Origin of the sequence: Neoroseomonas eburnea (genome assembly GCF_018129005.1) — a bacterium.
In the GTDB taxonomy this organism is placed as follows: domain Bacteria; phylum Pseudomonadota; class Alphaproteobacteria; order Acetobacterales; family Acetobacteraceae; genus Neoroseomonas; species Neoroseomonas eburnea.
In genome coordinates this window covers 42272-59040 of record NZ_JAAEDL010000028.1, presented here as the reverse complement: position 1 = coordinate 59040, position 16769 = coordinate 42272, and the positions used below count along the sequence as shown (strand labels likewise).

General features: G+C 71.9%; 15 protein-coding genes. 11 read left to right on the top strand and 4 right to left on the bottom strand.

Going from position 1 to position 16769, the window contains the following annotated elements:
- The first annotated feature begins 94 nt into the window (after nt 1–94).
- The 8 genes from GXW74_RS22255 to GXW74_RS22220 all read left to right on the top strand — a co-directional run bounded on the left by GXW74_RS22255 (nt 95) and on the right by GXW74_RS22220 (nt 7729).
- A complete protein-coding gene (locus GXW74_RS22255) occupies nt 95–1009 on the top strand; it encodes an ABC transporter permease subunit (RefSeq protein WP_211848792.1) in 915 nt (304 codons plus the stop codon).
- Entirely contained in the window at nt 1006–2331 is a 1326-nt protein-coding gene (gene livM / locus GXW74_RS22250; protein ID WP_211848791.1) for a high-affinity branched-chain amino acid ABC transporter permease LivM, read from the top strand. Before GXW74_RS22255 ends, livM begins: the two co-directional genes overlap by 4 nt.
- 3 nt (nt 2332–2334) lie before the next feature.
- Nucleotides 2335–3129, top strand: a complete 795-nt coding sequence (locus GXW74_RS22245) for an ABC transporter ATP-binding protein (protein ID WP_211848790.1) — start codon at nt 2335–2337, stop codon at nt 3127–3129.
- Entirely contained in the window at nt 3126–3845 is a 720-nt protein-coding gene (locus tag GXW74_RS22240) for an ABC transporter ATP-binding protein (protein WP_408903889.1), read from the top strand. Before GXW74_RS22245 ends, GXW74_RS22240 begins: the two co-directional genes overlap by 4 nt.
- Nucleotide 3846: 1 nt before the next feature.
- Entirely contained in the window at nt 3847–4236 is a 390-nt protein-coding gene (locus GXW74_RS22235) for a hypothetical protein (RefSeq protein ID WP_211848789.1), read from the top strand.
- A 44-nt stretch (nt 4237–4280) separates the two neighbouring features.
- A complete protein-coding gene (locus GXW74_RS22230; RefSeq protein WP_211848788.1) occupies nt 4281–5924 on the top strand; it encodes an NAD(P)/FAD-dependent oxidoreductase in 1644 nt (547 codons plus the stop codon).
- A complete protein-coding gene (locus tag GXW74_RS22225; protein WP_211848787.1) occupies nt 5921–7096 on the top strand; it encodes a BaiN/RdsA family NAD(P)/FAD-dependent oxidoreductase in 1176 nt (391 codons plus the stop codon). The genes GXW74_RS22230 and GXW74_RS22225 overlap by 4 nt, the downstream gene beginning before the upstream one ends.
- 240 nt (nt 7097–7336) lie before the next feature.
- Entirely contained in the window at nt 7337–7729 is a 393-nt protein-coding gene (locus GXW74_RS22220; protein ID WP_211848786.1) for a hypothetical protein, read from the top strand.
- Between the two features lie 180 nt (nt 7730–7909).
- Here the strand turns inward: GXW74_RS22220 and GXW74_RS22215 are convergent, their stop codons facing one another.
- Nucleotides 7910–10975, bottom strand: a complete 3066-nt coding sequence (locus tag GXW74_RS22215) for a caspase family protein (protein ID WP_211848785.1) — start codon at nt 10973–10975, stop codon at nt 7910–7912.
- 4 nt (nt 10976–10979) lie between these two features.
- A complete protein-coding gene (locus tag GXW74_RS22210) occupies nt 10980–11990 on the bottom strand; it encodes an SH3 domain-containing protein (protein WP_211848784.1) in 1011 nt (336 codons plus the stop codon).
- Between the two features lie 195 nt (nt 11991–12185).
- Here GXW74_RS22210 and GXW74_RS22205 point away from each other — a divergent pair, with 195 nt between their 5' ends.
- The 3 genes from GXW74_RS22205 to GXW74_RS22195 all read left to right on the top strand — a co-directional run bounded on the left by GXW74_RS22205 (nt 12186) and on the right by GXW74_RS22195 (nt 15776).
- The gene (locus tag GXW74_RS22205; protein WP_211848783.1) at nt 12186–13307 is read left to right on the top strand and encodes a branched-chain amino acid ABC transporter substrate-binding protein; all 1122 of its coding nucleotides are present in this window, start codon (nt 12186–12188) and stop codon (nt 13305–13307) included.
- A 174-nt stretch (nt 13308–13481) separates the two neighbouring features.
- Complete coding sequence (locus GXW74_RS22200) at nt 13482–13958, top strand: hypothetical protein (protein WP_211848782.1); 477 nt, start codon at nt 13482–13484, stop codon at nt 13956–13958.
- Between the two features lie 255 nt (nt 13959–14213).
- Nucleotides 14214–15776 (top strand): sulfatase-like hydrolase/transferase, encoded by a 1563-nt coding sequence (locus tag GXW74_RS22195; RefSeq protein ID WP_211848781.1) that lies wholly within the window; start codon nt 14214–14216, stop codon nt 15774–15776.
- A 127-nt stretch (nt 15777–15903) separates the two neighbouring features.
- Here GXW74_RS22195 and GXW74_RS22190 read toward each other — a convergent pair whose 3' ends face one another.
- Together GXW74_RS22190 and GXW74_RS22185 are read right to left on the bottom strand one after the other, a co-directional pair.
- The gene (locus GXW74_RS22190) at nt 15904–16074 is read right to left on the bottom strand and encodes a hypothetical protein (protein ID WP_211848780.1); all 171 of its coding nucleotides are present in this window, start codon (nt 16072–16074) and stop codon (nt 15904–15906) included.
- 114 nt (nt 16075–16188) lie between these two features.
- Nucleotides 16189–16683, bottom strand: coding sequence for a flavin reductase (locus GXW74_RS22185; protein WP_211848779.1), 495 nt, complete (start codon nt 16681–16683; stop codon nt 16189–16191).
- Nucleotides 16684–16769 lie beyond the last annotated feature (86 nt).

Genomic DNA, 16769 nt, shown 5'->3' with positions numbered 1-16769 from the left:
GGCGCGGCGCCGAATCCGCTTCCTGCGATCCCTCCGCTGCCCTAGCGTCGAACCCGGGAGACGGGCATTCACGAGGCCGACAGGGGGTGCTTACGTGGCCTACGCGCTGCAGCAGCTGATCAACGGGATCAGCCTCGGGATGATCTATGGGCTGATCGCCGTGGGCTACACCATGGTCTACGGCATCATCGGCATGATCAATTTCGCCCATGGCGACATCTTCATGATCGGCGCCTTCGTCGCGCTGATCTCGCTGGTGATGCTGGTCTCGGGCGGGATCATGGAAGGGCCGGCGGCGATCCTGATCGTCCTGCTCGTCTCCATGTGCGTCACCGCGCTCTACGGCTGGACGGTGGAGCGCATCGCCTACCGGCCGCTGCGCGGGTCCTTCCGCCTGGCGCCGCTGATCTCGGCCATCGGCATGTCCATCGTGCTGCAGAACTATGTGCAGGTGGCGCAGGGGGCGCGGGTGAAGCCGCTCGAACCCGTGCTGCCCGGCGGCATCGAGGTGCTGCGCGCCGACGCCTTCGTGGTGCAGTTTTCCTACATGCAGATGCTGATCATCGCGGTGACGCTCGCGGTGCTTGCCATCTTCACCTGGCTGGTGACGCGAACGCCGCTCGGCCGCGCCATGCGCGCCTGCGAGCAGGACCGCAGGATGGCCTCGCTGCTCGGCATCGACACCGACCGGACCATCAGCCTGACCTTCGTGATCGGTGCGTCGCTCGCGGCGGTGGCGGGGGCGATGTACCTGCTGCGCTACGGCGTGATCGACTTCTACATCGGCTTCCTCGCCGGGGTGAAAGCCTTCACCGCCGCCGTGCTGGGCGGCATCGGCTCGCTGCCCGGCGCGGTGCTCGGCGGGCTGCTGATCGGGCTGATAGAAACCTTCTGGTCGGCCTACTTCTCCGTCCAGTACAAGGATGTCGCGGCCTTCTCGATCCTTGCGATCACCCTGATCTTCATGCCGAGCGGCCTGCTCGGCCGGGCCGAGGTCGAGAAGGTATGAGTGGCGGCGCAGCCGCGGCCGTCGCGCCGGCGCAACGCCCCGCGGTCGCCGTCCCGGCACTGAAGGATGCGCTCCTCACCGCGCTGGTCGCATTCGGCCTGTTCGTCCCGATCGTCGGGCTGCGCACAGACGTCGGTGCCAATGGCGGTTTGGTGCTGCGGCAACGCTGGGGCGACGTCGCGGTCCTGGTTGGCCTCGCCTTCGCCGGCCGGCTGCTTATGCTCGCCTGGCGCGCGGTGCGCGGCGATGCGAAGCCGGCCACGGCCGCCCGCACCGCCCTGCTGCGCAAGGCCGGCACCTTCGTCGCCCCGGTCCTCCTGGCCCTGGCCGTCCTGCTGCCCTTCATCCCCGGCACCGGACGCTATGAGCTCGACCTCGGCATCCTGGTGCTCACCTACGTGATGCTCGGCTGGGGGCTGAACATCGTGGTCGGGCTCGCGGGGCTGCTCGACCTCGGCTACGTCGCCTTCTACGCCGTCGGGGCCTACGCCTACGCGCTGCTGGCCACGATCTTCGGATTGTCGTTCTGGATCTGCCTGCCGCTCGCCGGAATCCTCGCCGCCTTCTGGGGCGTGCTGCTGGGCTTCCCGGTGCTGCGGCTGCGCGGCGACTACCTGGCGATCGTCACCCTGGCCTTCGGCGAGATCATCCGTGTCGTGCTGCTCAACTGGGTCAGCCTGACCGGCGGGCCGAACGGCGTCACCGGCATCCCGCGCCCGACCTTCTTCGGCCTGCCCTTCTCCATGTCGGGGGAACCCGGCACCTTCGCGGGCTTCTTCGGGATCGAGCCCTCCCCGGTGCACCGGGTGATCTTCCTCTACTACCTGATCCTCGCCCTCGCGCTGCTGACCAACTGGGTCAGCATCAGGCTGCGGCGTCAGCCGCTCGGCCGCGCATGGGAAGCCCTGCGGGAGGACGAGATCGCCTGCCGGGCGCTCGGCATCAACATCACCACGACCAAGCTGACCGCCTTCGCCCTCGGCGCCATGTTCGCCGGCATCGCCGGGTCCTTCTTCGCCACCCGCCAGGGCTTCATCAGCCCGGAGAGCTTCACCTTCATCGAGAGCGCCATCATCCTCGCCATCGTCGTGCTGGGGGGGATGGGCAGCCAGATCGGCATCGCCATCGCGGCGCTGGTGATGATCGGCGGCTTCGAGGTGTTCCGCGACCTCGACGAGTACCGCATGCTCGTCTTCGGCGGCGCGATGGTGCTGATCATGGTGGCGCGGCCGCGCGGCCTGGTCGGCAGCCGCACGCCGACCGTCGCCCTCGGCACGCGCAGGGCGATCGGCGCGGAGCACGTGGCAGAGGGCCGCGGCTGAGCCATGGCCGAACCGATCCTCGAAGCCGCCACCCTGACCATGCGCTTCGGCGGGCTGACCGCGGTCGATGCCGTCTCCTTCACCGCCATGCGCGGGGACATCACCGCCATCATCGGCCCCAACGGCGCCGGCAAGACGACGATGTTCAACTGCATCACCGGCTTCTACCGCCCGACCGAGGGCACGCTTCGCCTGTTCCGGGACAGCGCGCCGGTGGAGCTGCAGCGCCTGCCCGGCCACCGCATCGCCCGCGCGGGCGTCGCGCGCACCTTCCAGAACATCCGCCTGTTCCCGGGCATGACCGCGCTCGAGAACCTGCTCGTCGCCCAGCACACCACGCTGATGGCGGCGACCGGCTTCGGCATCGGCGCGCTGCTCGGCGCCCCCGGCTACCGCCGGGCGGAAAGGGCGGCGATCGCCAAGGCCGTGCATTGGCTGGAGGCGACCGGGCTGATCGACCGCGCCGACGACCCGGCCGGCGCCCTGCCCTATGGCCAGCAGCGCCGGCTCGAAATCGCGCGCGCCATGTGCACCGACCCGGTGCTGCTCTGCCTGGACGAACCCGCCGCGGGGCTGAACCCGCGCGAATCGGAGGAGCTCTCCGGGCTGCTCCGCCGCATCCGCGACGGCGGCTGCTCCCTGCTGCTGATCGAGCACGACATGGGCGTGGTGATGGGCATCTCCGACCGCGTGGTGGTGCTCGACCACGGCAAGAAGATCGCCGACGGCCCGCCGGCCGAGGTGCGCGCCGATGCCCGCGTCATCGCCGCCTATCTCGGGGAGGGCGACGAGGAATGAGCGCCCCCATGCTCTCCGTCGACACCGTCTCCACCGCCTACGGCGCCGTGCAGGCGCTGCGCGACGTCTCGATCGAGGTCGCCCAGGGGGAGATCGTCACCCTGGTCGGCGCCAACGGCGCCGGCAAGTCCACCCTGCTGATGACGATCTGCGGCGACCCCCGCGCCCGCGCCGGCCGCGTGGCGTTCGAGGGCCGCGACATCACCGCCCTGCCGACGCATGAGATCATGCGCCTGGGCCTGGCGCAGGTGCCGGAGGGCCGCCGCGTCTTCCCGCGCATGACAGTGATGGAGAACCTGCTGATGGGCGCGCAGGTCGCCGGCCACGACCCGGCGCCGCTGCTCGCGCAGGTCTTCGCCCTGTTTCCCCGCCTGAAGGAACGCGAGGCCCAGCGCGGCGGCACGCTCTCGGGCGGCGAGCAGCAGATGCTCGCGATCGGCCGCGCGCTGATGTCGAAGCCGCGGCTGCTGCTGCTCGACGAACCGTCGCTCGGCCTTGCGCCGCTGATCGTGCGGCAGATCTTCGCCGCCATCCGCGACCTCAACGAGCGCGAGGGGCTGACCGTGCTGCTGGTGGAACAGAACGCCTACCAGGCGCTGCGCCTCGCCCATCGCGGCTACGTGCTGGTGAACGGGCGCATCACCCTGCGCGGCACGGGGCGGGAATTGCTGGCGATGCCGGAGGTGCGCGACGCCTATCTCGGCGGCGGGCATTGAGATGCGCCGGGGTGCGGCCCAGCTCCTCCTGCTGGCGGGCTGCGCCACGGAGGCCGGCTTCGAGGATCGGATGAACGCGCTGGTCGGCCAGCCGGAGGCGGTGCTGGTCCAGCGCCTGGGGCCGCCTTCGGCGGATGTGACGCTGGAGGGCCGGCGCTTCCTGCGCTGGGACGACCTGGGCGTCGCCGCCCCGGCGACGATCGGCCCGGCCGCCGGCTTCGGCCTGGGCGCCGGGCGGCTGAGCGGCCAGGGCATTGCCGCCGGCCCCCTCGCCGGACCGGCGGTGGCCTGGCCGGAGGCCGGCTGCTCCGTCCGCTTCGAGATCATGGACGGGCGGGCCGTCGGCTTCATCCCGAGTGGCAGCGGTTGCCTCGCCGCAGCCCCGCGCTGAGAGGCGAGACGCGGCCGCCGCCTGCCATGCTATAGGCCCGCCCCATGCTGCGACTGACGGAACTGAAACTGCCGCTCGACCACCCGGAGGGGGCCATCGAGGCGGCGGTGCGCACCCGGCTCGGCCTCAAGGGCGAGGAGCTGCGGTCCCTGCACATCGCCCGCCGCGCCTGGGATGCGCGCAAGCGGTCGGACATCTTCCTGGTCTACTCGGTGGACATCGAGGTGGCGGACGAGGCCGCCCTGCTGCGCCGCGCCGCGCGGGACAAGGTCCTCGCACGCACCCTCGGCCGGACGCCCGACACCGCCTATCGCCACGTCGCCCGCGCACCGGCCGGCGGCTGGCGGCGGCCGGTGGTGATCGGCACCGGCCCCTGCGGCCTGCTCGCCGCGCTGATCCTGGCGGAGATGGGCTTCCGGCCGATCATCCTCGACCGCGGCAAGGTGGTGCGCGAACGCACCAAGGACACCTGGGGCCTATGGCGCCGATCGGTCCTGGTGCCCGAGAGCAACGTGCAGTTCGGCGAGGGCGGCGCCGGCACCTTCTCCGACGGCAAGCTCTATTCCGGCATCAAGGCCCCTGAGTCCCTCGCCCGCAAGGTGCTGGAGGAATTCGTCGCCGCCGGCGCGCCGGAGGAGATCCTCACCGTCGCCAAGCCGCATATCGGCACCTTCCGCCTGGTGACGATGGTGGAAAGCCTGCGCGAGAAGATCACCGCGCTCGGCGGCGAGTACCGCTTCCGGACGAAAGTGACGGATTTCGTCGTCGAGACGGGCCGGGACGGCATCCGCCGTCTTCGCGGCGTCGTCACCGAGACGGGCGAGACGATCGAGACCGACCACGTCGTGCTCGCCATCGGCCATTCGGCGCGGGACACCTTCCAGGTGCTGTTCGACCGCGGCGTGCACATCGAGGCGAAGCCCTTCTCCATCGGCGTGCGCATCGAGCATCCGCAATCGATCATCGACCGCGCGCGCTTCGGCGATTTCGCGGGCAACAGGATCCTCGGCGCAGCGGACTACAAGCTGGTGCATCACTGCGCCAACGGGCGCGGCGTCTATTCCTTCTGCATGTGCCCGGGCGGGACCGTGGTGGCGGCGGCCAGCGAGCCCGGCCGCGTCGTCACCAACGGCATGAGCCAGTATTCGCGCGCCGAGCGGAATGCCAATTCGGGCATCGTCGTCGGCATCACGCCGGAACAGGACTATCCCGGCCACCCGCTCGCCGGCATCGCCTTCCAGCGGCACTGGGAGGAACGCGCCTTCGTCGCCGGCGGCGGCGACTACCGCGCCCCGGCGCAACTCGTCGGGGATTTCCTCGCCGGGCGGCCTTCGACGGCGCTCGGCTCCGTGCTGCCGTCCTACAAGCCCGGCGTCACGCCGACCGACCTTGCGCTCTGCCTGCCCGATTTCGTCGTCGCCGCGATCCGCGAGGCACTGCCCGCCTTCGGCAGGCAGATCCGCGGCTACGACATGGAGGACGCGGTGATGACGGGGGTCGAGACGCGTACCTCCTCCCCCGTGCGCATCCGCCGCGATGCGTCCTTCCGCAGCGTGAACACGATCGGGCTGTATCCGGCCGGGGAAGGCGCCGGCTATGCGGGCGGCATCTTCTCCGCCGGCGTGGACGGCATCCGCGTGGCGGAGGCGGTGGGGCGCGACATGGCGGGGCTCGCGGCGGCCGCGTGACCCAGTTCGACGTCGTCGTCATCGGGGCCGGCGCGGCGGGCCTCTTCGCCGCCATGCGCGCGGGCCAGCGCGGCCGCCGCGTGCTGCTGCTGGACCATGCCGAGGAGGTGGGGAAGAAGATCCTGATCTCCGGCGGCGGGCGCTGCAACTTCACCAACACCGGCTGCGTGCCGGAACGCTTCCTGTCGCGGAACCGCCACTTCGCGCGTTCGGCGCTGTCCCGCTTCACGCAGCACGACTTCATCGCGCTCGTGCGCAAGCACCGCATTGCCTTCCATGAGAAGACGCTCGGGCAATTGTTCTGCGACGGCTCGGCGCGGCAGGTCGTGGCGATGCTGCTGGCGGAATGCGACGCCGCCGGCGTCGACCTCCGCCTGCGCCACCGCGTCACCGACATCACGCGCGGCGACCGCTTCCGCATCGAGACCGACCGCGGCGCCTTCACGTCCGGCAGCCTGGTGCTGGCGACCGGCGGCCTCTCCATCCCGAAGATGGGCGCCACGGGCCTTGCGCACGACGTCGCGCACCGCTTCGGTCTGCCGCTGGTCGACCCGCGCCCGGGCCTGGTGCCGCTGACCTTCGCGGGCGAAGCGCTCGACCTCATGCGCCCGCTCGCCGGCCTCGCCCTGCCGGTGATCGCCCGCTGCGGCAAGGCAGCCTTCCCGGAGGCGATGCTCTTCACCCATCGCGGACTGTCAGGCCCTTCGGTGCTGCAGGTTTCCTCATATTGGCGGGAGCGCGAGGCCGTCACCCTCGACCTGCTGCCGGGGCAGGACGCGACCGCGCTGCTGCTGGCGGCGAAGCGCGCGCGGCCGAAGGCGGAATCGCGCACCATCCTGGCGGAGCTGCTGCCGCAGCGCCTCGCCCAGGCTTTCGCCGCGCTGCACCTGCCGCCGCGGGTCATCGGCGAAACCGGCGATGCCGAGTTGAGACGCCTCGGCGCGCTGCTCAAGGCCTGGCGGCTCGAGCCTTCGGGCACCGAGGGCTATGCGAAGGCGGAGGTCACGCTCGGTGGTGTCGACACCGCCGGGCTGTCCTCGCAGACCATGGCGGCGAAGGACGTCCCCGGCCTCTTCGTGATCGGGGAGGCGGTGGACGTCACCGGCTGGCTCGGCGGCTACAATTTCCAATGGGCCTGGTCCAGCGGCTGGGCGGCGGGCGAGGCGGCCTAGAGCAGATCCCGATCAGGTGGAATCACCTGATCGGGCAAAGATGCTCGCGATAACAAGAGGCCGGAGCGGTTGCCGTGAGCCAAGGCGAACGGAAACCGCTCTAGCGCAGATCCCGAACAGGTGGACTCGCCTGATCGGGTGAAAATGCTCGCGAAAGCAAGAGGCTAGAGTGGTCGCCGTGAGCGCGTGCGAACGGAAGCCGCTCTGGAAATCGCCGGCATCCCGGCCCATCCTCCATTCATGCGCGCGATCCTGCTGCTGACCGGCGTTGCTCTTGCGGCCTGCGCCACCCAGGCCGGCTTCGACGCCCGCATGCAGGCCTTCGTCGGCACGCGGGAGGGCGACCTGGTGCAGGCGCTCGGCGTGCCCGACGGGGATTTCACCACGCCGGAGGGCCGGCGGTTCCTGCAATACGAACGGCTCGGTACCTCGACACCGACCCCGATCGTGGGCGTCGGGTTCGGCGGCGTCGGTTGGCGCGGCGGCTACGGCACCGGCTGGGGGATCGGCACCGCCTACCCGGCCTATGCGCCGCCGCCGCCCTGCCGCGTGACGTTCGAGATGCGGGACGGGCGCGTGGCCTCGTTCACCCGCAGCGGCGGGGGCTGCGTCGCGACGCCGCCCGGAGACTGAAGGCCAGCACCGCCGCGGCGCGGGCGGAACTGCCCCCGCCCCAGGCTCCCCGCGCGGAGCGACAGCCGGCCTTGTGCTGTCCGTTCGCGGGGACTGCCCTTCGCTGCGGCGACCGGAGCTGGTCCAGGTCGCGGCTTGCGTGGACACCTTGCCAGGTGCCGCCGCGCGACCCGGCCCGCCCTACCGCTGCACCACGGCCACCGGGAACGACCTGAGATCCCGCTGTGCCGCCCGGAACACCGCATTCTGCTGGTGCCCCTTCTCGCGCGCGAGCTGCGGCACCCGCCGCATCACCCATTCGCCGAGCGCGAGCGCCGTGACGCGCCCTTCCGTATCCACCGCCGCCCGCCCGCGCAGCCCTTCCATCAGGGCGTAGGCGAACACGCCATTGCGGTCGTCGTAGGAATCCAGCGCTTCCTGCACGCTCGACGACGCCGCCAGCAGGAACCGCCCGGTGTCGTTGCCGATCGCCGCGAGCTGGTCGATGTCCACCTGCCCCGCATAGCAGGTGTCGATCATGATGAAGGCGTCGCGCGCGCGGATGCGCGCGAGCGCCGCCACCAGCGTCGCATCGTCCACCGCCTGTTCCCGCAGCACCGTGAAGTTGCTGGTGTCCCGCACGTCGGAGGGCAGGAAGAGGAAGCGGTTGCCAGGCTGCGCGACGATGCCGTGCCCGGCGAGGTACAGGACGAAGGTGTCCGCCGGCCCGGTGTCACGCGCCACGGCGGCGAGCGCGTCCAGCACGCCGCGGCGGTTCGCCCGCGCGCTGGGCAGGAAGCGCAGGTCGACGTCGCGGAACAGCCCGTTGCCGCTGGCCCGCAGCGCATCGCCCACCGATCGCGCATCGGGCTCGGCGAAGCGCAGGTTGAGATCCGACAGCGCGTACTCGTTCACCCCCACGGCCAGCACCACCAGCCGCCCGGCGCCCGGTGGCGCCTCCGGCTCGCCCGGCCGGCGCAGCAGCATGGACGGTCCTTCGGCGAACAGCGTCCCGTCGCTGCCATACAGCCGCGTCGCGATGCGGTTGGTGCCAGGGTCGAGCGGCACCTCGGCGCTCGCCTCGCCGACCGCCGGTTCGGCGCGGGCGGCGATGCGGTCGTTCACCAGCACGTCGAGAGGACCGAAGCCGAGGCCGCGATCGGTCGCGGTGAAGGTCATGCGCAGCGCGGAGGCGCCTTCCGGCAGGGCGCGCGCATCCCAGGCGAGGCTGCGGCACTCATCGCCCACCACCGCGCAGAGCGTGCCGGGCGCGAGGGTCGGCAGCCGGCCGATGCGGCTGCGCACCTCGCCGAGCTGCGTCAGCCGCTCCTGCGCCGGCGCGAAGTCGCCCGCGATCTTTCCGCGCACCGCCCTCGGCGCGTAGAGCGCACGATAGGCCTGCTGGAAGGACGCCCATTCCGGCGTCTGGTTGCGCCCGCCATTGAGGTGCACGCCGACCAGTTCCTGCCCGCCATTGGGCGCGTGGTCGAACAGCCCCTCCGGCGTCCACAGCACCCATTTCAGGGTCTCGGCATGGACGAAGAGCGCGGCCTGCTCCCGCAACGCGCCGGCCTCGAAGCGGTACCAGCGGATGGTGCCGTCGCCGAGCGCCGCGACACCCATGTCGCCCGCAACCGTCAGGCCCCAGACCGCGCCAGGCGTGGCGATGGAATCGACCAGCCGCCCCTGCGCGTCGAACAGCCGCAGATGATTGTCGGTGCCAAGAAGGAAACCGTCCTCCCGCACCAGGATCGCGAGGCTGCGGGAGAATTCGCCCTCCCCCAGCCGCAGCGGCATGTTGCCCAGGCGCGGACGGTTCGAACCCTGCCAGTCCAGCACGCGGATGCGCGGCGTCTCGGTGCGCGCGGCGTGGAACCCGGCCTCTCCGCTCCAGGCGGAGAGATTGCCCGTCAGCGGATCGAAGACCAGCGGCGCACCGCCGGCGCGCAGCGTGAAGCGCACCTGCGTCCCGTCGGCGGACAGCGCCAGCGTCACCCCGGTGTTGCGGAAGTCGCCGCCCGGCGGACGCGGGGCAGTGGCCAGCACCCCGTCCGGCGCGATGCGTCCCCAGCCCGGATCGGCGGCGGCGAAGACCAGCCCGCCCTGCGGTAGCGGCAGCAGATGGGAGATGGCATCCCGCGCGGCGGCGATGTCGGTGGACCCACCCAGCCCGAAATCCGCCCAGCGGCGGATGACGAACTCCCGTCGCGCTTCTGGCGACGCCGCCTGGGCCGGCACCGGTGCGGGCGCCGGCGCCGGCGCCGGCTGCTGTTCGCGCACCACCAGCCCGCGCCCACCCTGCGAGGAGCCCGAGCTCGACCCGCGCGTCCCTGCCCCGCCCTGCGATGCCGGCGCGGGCGCGGCGCCGCCGCGGGTGAGCCGCGCATAGCCTGCCGCATGGAGCTGCACCCCGCCGCGCCCGTCATGCGCCCAGGTGACGGCCGGCAGCCCCTCCCCCGCCAGTCCGCCGGCATCGGGAACGAAGACGGTGCGCAGGTCGGTGGCGGAGAGCACCTCCACCCGCAGCCGGTCCTCGTAGCCGACGGCGATCAGCGACCCCTCGGGCGAGAAGGCCAGGCCATAGGGGCGCCCGCCCGGCACCGGCACGCGGCTGCCGAGGCGCTGGCCCTCCGCGCCGTACAGGCGGATGCCGCCATCGGCGGAACTCGCCGCGAGCCGCCCCGCCGCGTCGAAGGCGACCATGCGGGCGGGGCCGGTATAGGCGGTGTCCTCGAAGAGCAGCCGCCCGTTCCGCGCATCCCACACCTTGACGCCGGCGCGCCCGCCAAGGGCCGCGGCGAGCCGCGTCCCGTCCGCGGAAAACGCGAGGTGCTGCACCGGCGCCGCGAGGCCCGGCAGCCGCGCCATCAGCCGCCCCGTGCGCGCATCGTGGATATAGAGGGCGAAGCCGCTGTCCCAGGATCGCGCGGTGAAGCCGGCGGCCGCGACGCGCGCGCCATCGGGCGTCATCGCGACGGCGTAGAGCTCGCCCTCCGCCTCGGTCCCGATCGGCGGGCGGATGACGAGGCGCGGCGTCCCCTCGGGCAGGTTCCACAGCCGCAGCGTCTTGTCGTCCGAGACGCTCGCCAGCACGGAGCCTTCCGCATCGATCGCCAGCCGCGCGACCGGGGCGATATGAGCCTCGGCCTCGATGCGCAGGAAGGGCTGCTGCGGCGGCTCGTTCAGCGCCTGGCCGTGCGGCGCCGCGGGCGCGAGCGCAAGGACCGCCGCGAGCCAGAACCCGCGGAGCAGGCGGCGGCCGGACATGGGTTCAGCCGGCCAGCTCGAAGCCCTGGCCCTCCGCCAGGCGGTCGGCGGTCTGCACGCTCTCGGCGAAGTTGTCGCGCCGCGCGATGTTGGTCGCGGCGAGCTGGCGGAACTCGCCTTCCTGCCCGCGCCCGCCGACATTCGCCGTCGGGCTGCCCAGGCCGCGCACGCCGACGGCATTCGCCGGCACGTAGCCGCGCACGCCGGAGGAGGTCTCGACCAGCGCGAAGCTGCCCTCGGCCGGGCGCACCGTGACCTGTTCGTTCGGGCCGAGCTGGCCGATCTGCGGCGCGCCGGCATCGGGCCGGATGCGGATGGGGGCGGAGACGCGCGTCGTCACCGGCTGCGGCCGGCCCGCGCGCGCCGTCATCGCCCCCTTGGTGCCAGGGGCGATGTTCTCGATCGCGGTGTCGAACTCGGCGCCGCGGGTGCCGATCTTCTCGTTGATCTGCCGCGCCAGGGCCACGTCGCGGCGCATCAGGTCACGCTGGTAGCTCATCAGCGCCATGCCCTGGTCGCGCGACATGCGGCCGGCGCGGACATCGCTGCGGATCCGGTTGGCGGTGTTCACCCGGCAATCGACGAGCTGGTTGAAGGCGAGCTGGGTGGCCGCGAGCTGGCGGTTCTCGTTGGCGAGGTCGCCGCCCACCGCCTGCACCAGCGCGCCCTGGTCCTGCGCCTGGCGCTGCCGCGCCGCGAGGTAGCCGCCGACGCCGCCGACGATGCCGCCGGCGAGCGCGCCGATTGCCGCCCCGGCCAGGATGTCGCTGCCGCGCCGCCCGGTCGCCGCGGCGATGATGCCGCCCGCCAGCGCGCCCGTGCCGGCGCCGATCGCGGCGCCGCGGAGGATGTCCTCGCCGTAGAAATCCCCGGTCGAATCGAGCTGCACCACATAGGCGCGGCAGGCGTCGCGCCCATCGTCCGCGCCGATGCGCCCGGCCTGGGTCGAGACGCAACCGGCCAGCATGACGGCGGCGGTGACGCTGGCGATGGGGCGGCGAAGGGAGGCGCGCATCAAAAATTACTCCGGGAAGACCTCGGCGAGACAGAGTAACAGGACGCTCCGCTCGTTGCCAGTATGTGCCGGACGCCGTGTGCGGAAGGTCACGCTGGGCAAGCCGCTCGCGTCTGCCCTACCCTCCGCCGCGATGGCGGTCGCCGTGCCATCGGGGCACGGACGACGGTCGGCTTCAGCGAAGGGGACAAAAGGATGCTCACGACACGCAGGCTGGTGCTCGGCGCGGGCCTCGGCACGCTCGCCATCGGACGCGACGCCTTCGCACAGGCCGCTTCCGGCCCCATCCGGATCGCCACCGCGGGCCCGATGACCGGCCAGTACGCCGCCTTCGGCACCCAGATGCGCGAAGGCGCCACCCAGGCGGTGAACGACATCAACGCGGCCGGCGGCGTGCTCGGCCGGCAGCTCGCGCTCGAGATCGGCGACGACGCCTGCGACCCGCGCCAGGCGGTCTCGGTGGCGAACCAGCTCGCCGCGCGGCGCGTCGTCTTCGTCGCCGGGCATTTCTGCTCCGGCTCCTCGATCCCGGCGCGCGACGTCTATGCCGAGGAAGGCGTGCTGCAGATCTCGCCCGCCTCGACCAACCCGCGCTTCACCGACGAAGGCAAGTGGAACACCTTCCGCACCTGCGGCCGCGACGACCAGCAGGGCCAGGTGGCCGGCGCCTACATCCTGCGGAACTTCCGCAACCGCCGCGTCGCGATCCTTCACGACAACACCGCCTACGGGAAGGGGCTCGCGGACGAGACCAAGAAGGCGATGAACGCCGGCGGCATGCAGGAGACGCTCTACGCCGCCTACACGCCGGGTGAGCGCGACTACAACGCCCTGGTCAGCCGCATGAAGGCGGCGAACGTCGACGTCATCTACCTCGGCGGCTACCACACCGAAGGCGGGCTGATCATCCGCCAGGCCAAGGAGCAGGGGATGAACGTCACCCTGATCGGCGGCGACGCGCTGGTGACGAACGAGTTCTGGCAGATCTCCGGCGCGGCCGGCGAAGGCACGCTGATGACCTTCTCCTCCGACCCGCGCAAGCGGCCGACGGCGGCCGAGGTGGTGGCGCGCTTCCGCGCCCGCAACGTCGATCCGGAGGGCTACGTCCTCTACACCTACGCGGCGATCCAGATCTTCGCCGCCGCGGCGACGAAGGCGAACAGCACCGAGGCGCGCCGGCTCGCCGCCGTGATCAAGGCGGAAGGGCCGTGGCAGACGGTGCTCGGCCCGATCTCCTTCGACGCCAAGGGCGACGTCACGGTGCCGGACTACGTCTTCTACATCTGGCGCAACGGCGCCTACGCCGAACTGTCCTGATCCGACGCGCTCCGGGCGCGACCGCGACGGGGCCCCGGTGGGAAACCGCCGGGGCCTTTCGCGTTCAGGGGCCGCGGTGCGCCGCGCACTTCGCCCCTGGAGCAGATCCCGGTCAGGCGGGATCACCGGATCGGGTGAAGATGCTCGCAAAAACAAGGGGCTGGAGCGGCTGCCGTGAGCCGGGGCGAACCGAAGCTGCTCCAGCCGCGCATCGATCGCGCCGACCGGCGCGATCCGTCCGGGCCGAAGGCCGCCGGGGCCGAGGCCGTGGAGCCTCCGCTGCCCGTCGATGCGCATGCGCGCCAGCCCGGCCTGATTCAGCCCCTTGAGATAGCCGGGGCATTGACGGCGAAGCGGGCGACGATGGCGCCGGCCGGCTTCTCGCCCTCCCGCGCGGATGCCCGGGATGCGCCGGCAGGTCGGGTCGGCGAGGGCTGCCGTGCCGTCCGTGGCCCCATCGACCCATCACCGTTCAATCCGGTCAGACACGAATCCGCCCCGGCGGCGGCGACTCGCATCGAAGTGGTTGCGCAGCGGCCTCGCCGCGGCGCAGCATGGCTTCGTCGTCAACAACCGAAAGGAGGTGATCCGGTGTCTCATCGCATCAATCGGGCTGTCGCGCCCGTGGCCCGGATCACCGCGGGCGCCTGACCATCCGGTGACCATCGGGCCGCAGGGCCCGAGGGTCATACCCGGATGGCGCAGGCCGAGCTCGCGGGTCACCAGGGTTTCGCGGGCCGCACACCGGCCACGCGATGGGAAGGCCCCGGAGGGCAACCTCCGGGGCCTTCTGCGTTCCGGCGCCGCGGGGAGGCCCGGCGGGGCGCCGCCCGGCCTCCCCGCCCCGCCCCCTTCCGCACCGCCGCGGCGCCGCTAGGCTGCGCACGCAAACGGCAGGGAACGCACATGACCATTCGCAACGTGCTCTACGTCATGTGCGACCAGTTGCGCTGGGATCATCTCGGCTGCGCCGGCCATCCCTTCCTGAAGACGCCGAACATCGACGCCCTGGCCGCGCGCGGCGTTCGCTTCACCCAGGCCTATGTCCAGTCCGGCATCTGCGGGCCATCCCGCATGAGCGCCTACACCGGCCGCTACGTGTCGAGCCACGGCGCGACGCACAACCGGGTGCCGCTCTCGGTCGGGGAGGTCACGCTCGGCTGGCATCTGCGGGAGAGCGGGCGGACCCTCGCCCTCGCCGGCAAGACCCACATGCTGCCCGATGCGCGCGGCATGAAGCGGCTGCTGCTCGACGGGCAGGACGAGCTCGCGGTGCTGCTGCGCGAGGGCTGGTTCACCCTGGTCGACCGCCATGACGGCCACCATGCCGAGACCGACAGCGCCTATGCCGACTGGCTGCGCGCCCAGGGCTACGACAGCACGGATCCCTGGACCGACTATGTCATCGCCGTGACCGACGAGGCCGGCGCGACGCGCAACGGCTGGAAGATGCGCAACGCGCGCTACCCGGCGCGGGTGAAGGACGCGCACAGCGAGACCGCCTACACCACCGACCGCGGCATCGCCTTCATGGAGGAGCAGGGCGACCGTCCCTGGGTGCTGCACCTGTCCTATGTGAAGCCGCACTGGCCCTACATCGCGCCGGCGCCCTGGCACGCGATGTTCACACCCGAGCAATGCCTGCCCGTCGCGCGCGACGCGGCCGAGCGCGGCAACCAGGCCCACCCTGTCCTGCGCGAGTTCCAGGCCGAGGAAGTCGCCCGCGCCTTCCAGCAGGATGACTGCATCGCGACGGTGCGCCCCGCCTATCAGGGGCTGGTCGCGCAGCTCGACCACCATCTCGGCCGGGTCTGGGAGGCGCTGGACCGGCTCGGCCGCTGGCGGGACACGCTGGTCGTCTTCACATCCGACCATGGCGACTATCTCGGCGACCACTGGCTCGGCGAGAAGGAGCTGTTCCACGACTGCATCCAGCGCGTGCCCTTCCTGCTCTACGACCCTTCCGGCGAGGCCGATGCCACGCGCGGCAGCGCCGACGACCGCTTCGTCGAGGCGATCGACGCGGTTCCCACGATTCTTGACGGCCTCGGCCTCGATCCGGCGGAACATGTGGTGGAGGGGCGGTCCCTGCTGCCGCTCGCGCGCGGGGACGCGCCGGCCTGGCGCGACGCGGTGTTCAGCGAGCTCGACTGGACCTTCCGCGGCGCGCGCCGACGGCTCGGCCTGAAGACCGGCCAGCACCATGCCTGGATGGTGCGTACCGACCGCTGGAAATTCGTCCACTGGACGGACGGGTTCCGGCCGATGCTCTACGACCTCGTCGCCGATCCGCAGGAATTCCACGACCTCGGCGCCGACCCGGCGCTGGAAGGCGTGCGCGAGGCGCTGCGCGCGCGCCTGCTCGCCTGGTTCACCGGCCTCAAGCGCCGGACCACGCTGACCTGGGCCGAGGCCGAACTCCGCACCGACCGCCACAAGGCGGCCGGCGTCTTCTACGGGGAATGGTAGGCGCGCGGCCCAGTGTCCTGATTCCGAAGCCCTGCGGGCTTCGTTCTGACGCCACCGGCCATTGTCTGCAGCGACCTGCCCGTCCGCGCCGTTCGCCGGACATCCGGCGAACCTCGCGGGCAGGGCCCTACCGCGCGATCCAGCCGTCCGGCCCGTCGGCGGTGTCCTCCGGCAGGTCGGCGGCAAGATCCTGCACCACCGCAGCCACCCAGTCCTCGGCCGTCGTGCCGAGCGCGGCCGCGCGGCGCGCGATCTCCTGCGCCAACTCGTCCGGAAGCTCCACCTTCACTTCGGCCATGCCAGCCGCTCCTCTGTCTGCCCGTCTGCAGCATAGGGTCATGGGCGTTTACGGCGCCTTTGCGGCTTCGGCATGGGTGGGATGCGATGCGGGTGGCGCGGAAGGTGACGCGCCTCACTCCGCGCCGATGCGGTGATAGTCGCGGCTGAACCAGATCAGCCCGCGCGACGCCGCGCCCTGCCGCACCGCCTCCACCTCGGCAAAGATCACGCTGTGGGTGCCGCGCTCCACCACCTCCGCGATGCGGCAGTCGAAGGACACGGTCGCGCCGTCGAGCGCCGGCGCCCCGGTCGCGAGCAGGCCCCAGCTCGCGTTCGCGAAGCGCTCGGGCATGTCGGCATCCGCGCTGCGGCCGGCAAAGAGGCCGGACAGCGCCTCCTGCCCCGCCGCCAGGGTGTTCACGCAGAGCACGCCATTGTCCTTGAACAGCCGGTTCTGCGGGCTGCCGCGGTTGAGGCAGACGAGCAGCGTCGGCGGATCGTCGGTCACCGAACAGACGGCGCTCACGGTCATGCCGCCAAGCCCGGCCGGTCCATCGGTGGTGACGATGTTCACCGCGGCGCCAAGGCGGGACATGGCGTCGCGGAATTCCTGTCGGGACACGGTCATGCGGAGGAATCCTCAGGGAAGGCGCTATCCTGCGGTCGCCGGCGGCCCCGGGAAAGAGGCGATGGCATGCCGATCGCCGCATTGCA

Bases quoted from the DNA above. Each gene is read 5' to 3' on its own strand.
- livM (WP_211848791.1), top strand. From the start codon at position 1,006: ATGAGTGGCGGCGCAGCCGCGGCCGTCGCGCCGGCGCAACGCCCCGCG.
- GXW74_RS22245 (WP_211848790.1), top strand. From the start codon at position 2,335: ATGGCCGAACCGATCCTCGAAGCCGCCACCCTGACCATGCGCTTCGGC.
- GXW74_RS22240 (WP_408903889.1), top strand. From the start codon at position 3,126: ATGAGCGCCCCCATGCTCTCCGTCGACACCGTCTCCACCGCCTACGGC.
- GXW74_RS22235 (WP_211848789.1), top strand. From the start codon at position 3,847: ATGCGCCGGGGTGCGGCCCAGCTCCTCCTGCTGGCGGGCTGCGCCACG.
- GXW74_RS22230 (WP_211848788.1), top strand. From the start codon at position 4,281: ATGCTGCGACTGACGGAACTGAAACTGCCGCTCGACCACCCGGAGGGG.
- GXW74_RS22220 (WP_211848786.1), top strand. From the start codon at position 7,337: ATGCGCGCGATCCTGCTGCTGACCGGCGTTGCTCTTGCGGCCTGCGCC.
- GXW74_RS22215 (WP_211848785.1), bottom strand. From the start codon at position 10,975: ATGTCCGGCCGCCGCCTGCTCCGCGGGTTCTGGCTCGCGGCGGTCCTT.
- GXW74_RS22210 (WP_211848784.1), bottom strand. From the start codon at position 11,990: ATGCGCGCCTCCCTTCGCCGCCCCATCGCCAGCGTCACCGCCGCCGTC.
- GXW74_RS22205 (WP_211848783.1), top strand. From the start codon at position 12,186: ATGCTCACGACACGCAGGCTGGTGCTCGGCGCGGGCCTCGGCACGCTC.
- GXW74_RS22195 (WP_211848781.1), top strand. From the start codon at position 14,214: ATGACCATTCGCAACGTGCTCTACGTCATGTGCGACCAGTTGCGCTGG.
- GXW74_RS22190 (WP_211848780.1), bottom strand. From the start codon at position 16,074: ATGGCCGAAGTGAAGGTGGAGCTTCCGGACGAGTTGGCGCAGGAGATC.
- GXW74_RS22185 (WP_211848779.1), bottom strand. From the start codon at position 16,683: ATGACCGTGTCCCGACAGGAATTCCGCGACGCCATGTCCCGCCTTGGC.